The organism is Sporichthya sp., from assembly GCF_013815995.1.
Taxonomy (GTDB): domain Bacteria; phylum Actinomycetota; class Actinomycetes; order Sporichthyales; family Sporichthyaceae; genus Sporichthya.
Genome location: NZ_JACDFE010000359.1, coordinates 1 through 2756, shown reverse-complemented (window position 1 = coordinate 2756; position 2756 = coordinate 1). Strand labels below are relative to the sequence as shown.

Here is a 2756-nt window from a genome sequence, read left to right as displayed (position 1 = left end):
CCTCGCGGTGACCGGCCGCGAGCTCCTGCGCCGCGGCGGCCACCCTCCGCAGCGGACGCGCGAGCTGCCAGGACAGCGCCAGACCGGCAGCGGCGCCGCCGCCCAGACCCAGGGCGAGCGCGAGCACCAACCGCCGAACGGCCTTCTCCCGCGAGGAGGTGATCTCCGAGAGCGGCTGCACCAGCGCGATCCCGGTTCCGTCACCGGTCGGACGCGCCTCCAGAAGGCTGCGCCGCCCGCCGACCGTACGGGTGCCGGACACGGCGTCGCCCGCCGCAACGGCCGCGACATCGGCCGGGTCCAATCTCGCCGCGACCCTGGGGCGGAGGATCAGCAGGTCGATCTGCTGCTTGGCCAGCAGCTGGCGCAGCCGGGTCAGCCCGGTCGCGCGGACAACCTCGTTGGGGCGGTCGGCGGTCGCGGCCACGAGGTCGGCCGAGGCGCCGAGCTGACGGCGGGCCTGGTCTTCGGCCGCTTGGCCGATCAGCGGCAGCGCGATCACACCGGAGATGAGCACGGCGACGAGGGCGACCAGGCCCATCGCGAGCGAGGTCCGCGTGGCCAGTGTCGCCCGCCGCTGGGCGGCCTCAGTCGACGGCATAGCCGACACCTCGGACCGTGCGCACGGGACTGGCCACGCCGAGCTTCGCCCGCAGGGCCGCGATGTGCACGTCGACGGTGCGGGTGGAGACGTCCTCCGGGTAACCCCAGACCTCGGCGAGGAGCTGCTCGCGGCGAAGCACCTGGCGCCGGTGCCGCATCAGGTGGGCCAGCAGGTCGAACTCGGTCGCGGTCAGGGCCACGTCCCGCCCGGCGGCGACCACGGTGCGGCTCACCGGGTCGAGCGTGACGTCGCCGGAGGTCAGGACCTGTCCGGCCGGCGTCGCGCCCTCGGCGCGGCGCAACACGGCCTTCACCCGGCTCACCACCTCGCGCGGGCTGAACGGCTTGGTGATGTAGTCGTCGGCGCCGAGCTCCAGACCCACGATGCGATCGACCTCGTCATCACGGGCGGTCACGAACAGGACGGGCGTCCAGTTCCCGGCTGCGCGCAGGCGTCGGCAGACCTCCATGCCGTCGAGGCCGGGCAGGCCGATGTCCAGGACGATCGCAGCCGGGGAGCGGGCTTCTGCGGCGGCCAGGGCCGTGGGCCCGTCGGGGGCGCGGACCACCACGTACCCCTCGCGCCCGAGGTAGAGCTCGAGGAGGTCGGCGATCGCAGGCTCGTCCTCGGCCACCAGCACCAGCAGGCCGCGGGCGCCTTCGCCCCCCGTCATCGCCGCGGCTCCGGCGGCTAAGGCAGCGCGGCGACGAGGTCCGCTGCCTCGCGGCGGCGTCCGGTGTAGAACGGGGTCTCGTGCTTGGTGTAGAGCCGGGCCTCGCTGGCCCGCAGGTGGCGCATCAGGTCGACGATGCGCCACAGCTCATCGGCTTCGAAGGCGAGCATCCACTCGTAGTCGCCGAGGGCGAAGCTGGAGACCGTGTTCGCGCGGACGTCCGGGTACTCACGCGCCATTTTGCCGTGCTCGGCGAGCATCGCCCGGCGCTTCTCGTCCGGGAGCAGGTACCACTCCAGGGAGCGCACGAACGGGTAGACGCAGACGTAGTTGCGGGCCTGCTCGTCGGCCAGGAACGCCGGGATGTGGCTCTTGTTGAACTCGGCCGGGCGGTGCAGTGCGAGCTGGGACCACACCGGGTCGCAGGCGCGACCCAGTGCCGTGCGACGGAAGGCCGAGTAGGCCTGCTGCAGGTCGTCGGAATCCTCGGCGTGCCACCAGATCATCAGGTCGGCGTCGGCGCGCAGCCCGGAGACGTCGTAGAGGCCGCGGATCACCACGTCCTTGGCGGCGAGCTGGTCGAGCAGGCCGGAGAACTCCTCGGTGAGCGCGGTGCGGTCACCCTCGCCCAGCGGGCGGGCGACCTTGAAGACCGACCACATCGCGTACCGGATGACGGTGTTGAGCTCGCGCGCGGACATGTCGGAGCGCGGGCGCTCGCCGGCAGTTTCGTGGCCGTGAGGGGAAGTCATGACGCCATTCTGCCGCCGGCCCCGGATCCGGTGACAATCCGCTCCGCCGCCAGGCGGGCGCTCGCCACGCAGGCGGCGATTCCCACCCCGTCGTAGGCGGCCCCGCAGACGGCCAGGCCCGATGCCGTCGCGACGGCGTCCCGGATCCGCCGGACCCGGTCCAGATGCCCGACGGTGTACTGCGGCAGCGCGCCACCCCAGCGGTTGACGAGCCAGTCCGCGGGCGAGCCGGCGAGCCCGGTGGCGTGCGCGACGTCGACCGCGACACCGTGCACCAGGTCCTCGTCCGAGCGCTGCAGGTCGTCCTCCTCACCGAGCCGCCCGACCGAGGCCCGCAGCACGGTGCCGGAGCCGGCGGCGGTCGCCGCGGCCGCGGTCCACTCCCACTTGGCCGAGGACAGCGTCACCGCCTTGATCAGCCGCCGGTCCACGGCCGGGACCAGGAAGCCGCTGCCGCTCACCGGCGGTTCACCCGCGGCGGGCGGATAGACGAGGGTGACGATCGCCATCGAGGCGTACGTGATCCCGGCCAGCTCCGCGGCCGCCGCCGGTACCTGGTCACCGAGCAGTCGGGCTGCGGCGGGAGCCGGGACGGCGAGGATCACCGCGTCGGCCTCGATCAACTCGTCCTCGAGGCCGGAGCGGATGCGCAGCGACCAGCCGGTCTCGGTCCGCGCCAGGGCCTGCACCGTGACCCCGGTACGCACCCGCGCCCCGCTCGCGCCCG

The 2756-nt window shown here is 73.7% G+C and carries 3 protein-coding genes and 1 pseudogene; all 4 read right to left on the bottom strand.

The genetic code is table 11. The features are described 5' to 3' along the window. A pseudogene (locus tag H0X00_RS23210) lies at nucleotides 1–601 on the bottom strand (sensor histidine kinase); the annotation flags it as partial. After that, nucleotides 588–1277: a response regulator transcription factor gene (locus H0X00_RS23205; protein ID WP_293775180.1), complete on the bottom strand. Its 690-nt coding sequence runs from the start codon at nucleotides 1275–1277 to the stop codon at nucleotides 588–590. The pseudogene H0X00_RS23210 and the gene H0X00_RS23205, both read right to left, overlap by 14 nt. Before the next feature lie 17 nt (nucleotides 1278–1294). Further along, nucleotides 1295–2029 carry a hydrogen peroxide-dependent heme synthase gene (gene hemQ / locus H0X00_RS23200; RefSeq protein WP_293775178.1) on the bottom strand — a complete coding sequence of 245 codons (735 nt, stop codon included), beginning with the start codon at nucleotides 2027–2029 and terminating at the stop codon, nucleotides 1295–1297. Further along, on the bottom strand, nucleotides 2026–2756 hold a 731-nt coding region (locus H0X00_RS23195; protein ID WP_293775177.1), incomplete at its 5' end, for an FAD-dependent oxidoreductase. The genes H0X00_RS23195 and hemQ, both read right to left, overlap by 4 nt.

Bases quoted from the DNA above. Each gene is read 5' to 3' on its own strand.
- H0X00_RS23205 (WP_293775180.1), bottom strand. From the start codon at position 1,277: ATGACGGGGGGCGAAGGCGCCCGCGGCCTGCTGGTGCTGGTGGCCGAG.
- hemQ (WP_293775178.1), bottom strand. From the start codon at position 2,029: ATGACTTCCCCTCACGGCCACGAAACTGCCGGCGAGCGCCCGCGCTCC.